At 65.5% G+C, this 5,459-nt stretch carries 4 protein-coding genes and 1 pseudogene; 2 read left to right on the forward strand and 3 right to left on the reverse strand.

The genetic code is table 11. The features are described from left to right. Positions 1-318 (forward strand): annotated as a pseudogene (locus Q0071_RS16380) (ribonucleotide-diphosphate reductase subunit beta); the annotation flags it as partial. 663 nt (positions 319-981) lie between these two features. Here Q0071_RS16380 and Q0071_RS16385 read toward each other — a convergent pair. The 3 genes from Q0071_RS16385 to gyrB form a co-directional block, all read right to left on the reverse strand. Next, positions 982-1,413: a DUF3592 domain-containing protein gene (locus Q0071_RS16385; protein ID WP_298171853.1), complete on the reverse strand. Its 432-nt coding sequence runs from the start codon at positions 1,411-1,413 to the stop codon at positions 982-984. 140 nt (positions 1,414-1,553) lie between these two features. Further along, positions 1,554-1,760 carry a hypothetical protein gene (locus Q0071_RS16390; RefSeq protein ID WP_298171861.1) on the reverse strand — a complete coding sequence of 69 codons (207 nt, stop codon included), beginning with the start codon at positions 1,758-1,760 and terminating at the stop codon, positions 1,554-1,556. A 49-nt stretch (positions 1,761-1,809) separates the two neighbouring features. Continuing rightward, entirely contained in the window at positions 1,810-4,347 is a 2,538-nt protein-coding gene (gene gyrB, locus Q0071_RS16395; protein WP_298171855.1) for a DNA topoisomerase (ATP-hydrolyzing) subunit B, read from the reverse strand. Positions 4,348-4,510: 163 nt separating this feature from the next. Between gyrB and Q0071_RS16400 the strand changes: the two genes are divergently transcribed. Next, a partial coding sequence (locus tag Q0071_RS16400; protein ID WP_298171858.1) for a M20/M25/M40 family metallo-hydrolase occupies positions 4,511-5,459 on the forward strand: 949 nt, incomplete at its 3' end.

Here is a 5,459-nt window from a genome sequence, read left to right on the forward strand (position 1 = left end):
ATGAGCCCCAAGGAAATCAAGAAGTACATCCGCTACATCGCCGATTGGCGCCTCGGCCAGCTGGGCTTCCAGCCAATCTACATGATCGAGGAACACCCCCTCCCCTGGCTGACCCCGCTGCTCAACGGTGTCGAACACGCCAACTTCTTCGAAACCCGCGCCACCGAATACTCCAAGGCCGCCACCCGCGGCGATTGGAACACCGTCTGGTCCAGCTTCGACAGCCGCCGCAAGGCGAAGTCGGCAGAGCCGGCGAACGAGCTGGTTGAGGAAGTTGAAGCCGATATGTTCAAGGCGGCGGGGATCGCGGCGGAGTAAACCCACCCCCTGCCCCTCCCGCAAGCGGGAGGGGAGTAAAAGCGCTGCACTTCAATCCCCCTCCCGCTTGCGGGAGGGGTTAGGGGTGGGCCAGCGACGCTTCCGACCACAAATACGCCTCAATCTTGACAACACAAACCAAATAGGTTAAAAGCCGCCCTGGATCGGGAGCAGGCGAGGCCAGCCTTCCCCCCGCTCTTCTGGCCGGAAGCGTTTACGCCAAGGGCCAACGCGGTCGGTGCGGGCTGCGGGTTGAAGGCGGGGCGTCGCCCCAAGGCCTCGGCCCGGCAGATGCCGTGCCCAGTGGATCACTGCCCACGCCTCGCCCGGCCCCAAAGCCCGGTGAAGCCGGTTGCCGGCTGGCATGCGAGCCGCCCCTGGCATCCGGGTCTGGTCCCTTTCAGGTCGAGCCGGATCGGCAACTGCCCCTTCCAGCCGTTCGCAAACGAAGCAGCACTGCGACGTCCTTCCCGCAGCGCCCTCAAACGGCGCCGCACCGGCCGCGCGATCCACTTGCCTTTTCCGCTCGCGGCGCCGCCGTGCGCCCAAATCCAGCAGCGCTGCGCCGCCCTGGATTCCCGCCTTCGCGGGAATGACGAGGGGAGAATCTCGCGGGGATGAAAAGGGCCGGATGTGGCGTGCGGGCCAGAGTGCGCCGCAAAGTCAGCCCCCGATCCACCTCATCATCTTCGCCAGCAGAACGGCGTCCAGCCCCACCAGCAGGCCATAAATCGACAGCCACAGCAGCGGCCTTGGCGGCCGGGCCAGATCGGGGCGGCCTTCCGGGTAGGCGAGCTCAACCCTTGTGCCGACCGGTGGCTTGGGGCTTGAGCCATACACCGCGTCCGTCACATCATGCTCTGCGCCGCCAAGCGTGAACCGGTAAATCGCCGCAAAGCTCTTGCTGCCGTCGCTCCAGCTGGAACGATGGCCCGTCACCACCGCGCCGATGCGGCGCGAGGCGCGCGTCAGGCGCACCCAATCATGGCGGGCAATGGCCCAGAGGCTGAACAGGCACAGCGCCTGACCGGCGATGAGGAAATAGAGTTCCATCGCGGGGAAGATGGCACAGACCTGATTAAAACCGGGTTCCACCCCGTCCCGTTCGTGTCGAGCGAAGTCGAGACACCACACACCGCGCTTGGTGTCTCGACTTCGCTCGACACGAACGGGATAGGTTAGAGACGAGAAGAGGCCCCAAACTCCCGTGGTGCAGGGGCAATGGCCGCTCGCGTCTACTCTTCTTCCTTCAACCGCGCCGCCAGCACCGCGATCTCCGCAGGCTCCAGCAGCCAGGTCCGCGTCGCCCGCCCCTCGCGGTGGACCGGCACCGTCAGCAGCAGACGCGCATTCTCGCGCGCGTGCGGTTTGTAGAGCGTGAAGTGCATCGCGCATTCGCGGATCGTGCCGATGATCGGCACGCGGCCTTCGAGGTCGATCATCGTCGCGGCCTGATCCCAGGGGATATCGGCCAGAGTCGCGCCCGCCACCTCAGACGTCCAGGTTCGCCACGTTGAGCGCGTTTTCCTGAATGAAATCACGGCGCGGTTCGACCACGTCGCCCATCAGGCGGGTGAAGATTTCGTCGGTCACGTCGGCGTCTTCCATCTTCACCTGCAGCAGCGAGCGCTGCGTGGGATCGAGTGTCGTCTCCCACAGCTGATCGGCATTCATTTCGCCCAGGCCCTTGTAGCGCGAGATGGCAAGGCCCTTGCGCCCCGCCGCCAGCACTTGCGCAAGGAGTTCAGAAGGCCGGGTGATCCCGGCGCTTTCCTTGGTCGCCGGGCGCACGGGCGCGGGCGCTTCGGCCTCGCCCTCCTGCCCTTCCAGCACGGCCTCTGGCTCCGGCTCGGCAGCGGCGGCGCTGGTGCGCACCAGCCGCGCGGGCATGGCATAGACTTCGGCCTGCTCCCCGGCGAGGCGGGCGAGCTTGCGCGCCTCGGCACTCGAAAGGAAGCCGGGTTCGATCGTGTGGTTGTCGGTCACCCCGCGCCACACGCGCTGGATGCGATAGCCGCCATCGGGGGCCACTTCGGCAACCCAGCGCGCATCGTGCTCGCCCCGGTCCATCCAGCGCACGCTGGCAGCCAGCGCCGCGTCGCGCTCGGCTGCGGTCATCTCGGGCTCCAGCGCGCCCGCCAGCGCCAGCGCCTCAATGATCGTCGGATCATAGCGCTTGGGCGCGAAGGCCATCAGGTTGCGGAAGCGCAGCGCGTGCTCGACAAGGCCCGCAAGATCCGCCCCGCTGCGCGCACCGCCGGCGGTTTCCAGCATGCGGCCGGCAAGGCCTGCCTCGACAAGGTAGCGATCGAGCGCGGGGCCGTCCTTGAGGTAGACCTCGCTGCGCCCCTTCGCCACCTTGTAGAGCGGCGGCTGGGCGATGAAGAGGTGCCCTTCGCGGATGATCTCGGGCATCTGGCGGTGGAAGAACGTGAGCAGCAGCGTGCGGATATGCGCGCCGTCGACGTCGGCGTCGGTCATGATCACGATCTTGTGATAGCGCAGCTTGGCGAGGTTGAACTCGTCGCGGATGCCGGTCCCCATGGCCTGGATCAGCGTGCCGACTTCCTTCGAACCGATGATCCGATCAAACCGCGCGCGCTCCACGTTGAGGATCTTGCCCTTGAGCGGCAGGATCGCCTGAAAATGCCGATCACGCCCCTGCTTGGCCGAACCGCCTGCCGAATCGCCCTCGACGAGGAACAGTTCGCACTTGGCGGGATCGCGCTCCTGGCAATCCGCCAGCTTGCCGGGCAGGCTGGCGATATCCATCGCGCCCTTGCGCCGCGTCAGTTCGCGCGCCTTCTTGGCGGCTTCGCGCGCGGCCGCGGCGTCGATCACCTTCTGGATCACGGCGCGGGCGTGGGCGGGGTTTTCCTCCAGCCATTCGCTCATCTTGTCGGCCATCAGGCTTTCGAGCGGCTGGCGCACTTCGGAGCTGACCAGCTTGTCCTTGGTCTGCGAGGAAAACTTGGGGTCCGGCAGCTTGACCGAGACGATCGCCGTCAGCCCCTCGCGCATGTCATCGCCGGTAAGGCTGACCTTTTCCTTCTTCAGCATCCCCGAACGATCCGCATAGCCATTGAGCGTGCGCGTCAGCGCCGCGCGGAACGCGGCAAGGTGCGTGCCGCCATCGCGCTGCGGGATGTTGTTGGTGAAGGCGAGGACGTTCTCGTAATAGCTGTCGTTCCATTCGAGCGCGACATCGATGCCCACGCCGTCGCGGCTCGCGGAAATGGCGATCGGCTCGGGCATCAGCGGCTGCTTGTTGCGATCAAGGTACTGCACGAACGCCCCGATCCCGCCGACGTAGTAGAGATCGTGCTCGGCCACTTCCTCGTGCCGCTTGTCGCGCAGCAGGATGCGCACGCCGGAATTGAGGAAGGCCAGCTCGCGGTAGCGATGCTGCAACTTGTCGAAATCAAACTCCAGCACGTTCTTGAAGGTGTCGTGGCTGGCCGAGAACGTGACCCGCGTGCCCTTCTTCACCCCGCCCTTGCCATCAGCCGGAGCCGGGCCGGTGACCTTGAGCGGGCCGACCGCATCGCCGTGCTCGAAGCGCATCCAGTGCTCCTGCCCGTCGCGCCAGATCGTGAGTTCGAGCCATTCCGAAAGCGCGTTGACCACCGAGACGCCGACGCCGTGGAGACCGCCGGAAACCTTGTAGGCATTGTCGTCGCTGGTGTTCTCGAACTTCCCGCCCGCGTGGAGCTGGGTCATGATCACTTCGGCGGCGGAAACGCCTTCCTCGGCATGGATGCCGGTGGGGATGCCGCGGCCATTGTCTTCCACCGATACCGAACCATCGGGGTTCAATTCGATCAGCACGAGATCGCAATGCCCGGCCAGCGCCTCGTCGATCGCGTTGTCCGAAACCTCGAACACCATGTGGTGCAGGCCCGAGCCATCGTCGGTATCGCCGATGTACATGCCGGGGCGCTTGCGCACTGCATCGAGCCCGCGCAGGACCTTGATGGAATCGGCGCCATATTCGTTGGCGTTGGGGATGTTTTCGTTCGTACTGGCCATCATGCCGACATAGGCATTAAAGCTCGATTTCCCAAGCGAATCCGGCCCGTTTTGCACAAGGGAGAGCCCTGTTTCACCCGCTGAAGCGAGGGGGACTGGCGGCGGGGCGCCAATCGTGCTGAAACACGGCGCAACCGCCTCACGACAAAGGACTTGTCACCCCATGCGCAAGCTGCTGACCGGCGCCATTTCGGCCGCCCTGCTCACCTCTCCGGCACTGGCCGCGCCGGCCGCGAAGGCCGATCCCTACGGCGGAGAGGAAGCGTTCCGCAGCCTCTACAAGGAGCTCGTCGAAACCAACACGACACTCTCTTCCGGCAGCTGCACGCTGGCAGCCGAGCGCATGGCGGTGCGCCTCAAGACCGCAGGTTTCACCGACGACCAGCTGACGCTCTTTGCCACGCCCGAAAAGCCCAAGGAAGGCGGCCTTGTCGCCGTCATGCCTGGCACTTCGAAGACCGAGAAGCCGATCCTGCTGCTCGCCCACCTCGACGTGGTGGAAGCCAAGCGCGAGGACTGGGTGCGCGATCCCTTCACGCTGATCGAGGAGAACGGCTATCTCTACGCGCGCGGCACGAGCGACGACAAGGCGATGGCGGCAAGCTGGGTCGATACGCTGATCCGCTTCAAGCAGGAGGGCTTCAAGCCCAAGCGCACGCTCAAGCTCGCGCTCACCTGCGGCGAAGAGACGACTTACGCGTTCAACGGAGCCGAATGGCTGGCGAACAACAAACGCGATCTGATCGATGCAGCCTACGCGCTCAACGAAGGCGGCGGCGGGCGCACCAATGGCAAGGGCATCTCCGAAGGCGGCAAGCTCGTGGTGGAATCGATCCAGGTCGGCGAGAAGGGCGTGCAGAACTACCGCTTCGAAACCCGCAATCCGGGCGGCCACAGCTCGATCCCGGTGCGCGACAACGCGATCTACGAACTCGCCGCCGCGCTCGTGAAGCTGCAGAACTACGACTTCAAACTCGAGCTTTCCGATACGACGCGCGCCTTCTTCGCCAAGGCGGGCGCCGCGCGGAATGACGATCTCGGCAAGGCGATGCAGGCGATTGCCGCCAACCCGGCAGACACCGCAGCCGAGGCCGTGCTCAATACCGACCGCA

Source organism: Novosphingobium sp., assembly GCF_027486195.1.
Taxonomy (GTDB): Bacteria; Pseudomonadota; Alphaproteobacteria; order Sphingomonadales; family Sphingomonadaceae; genus Novosphingobium.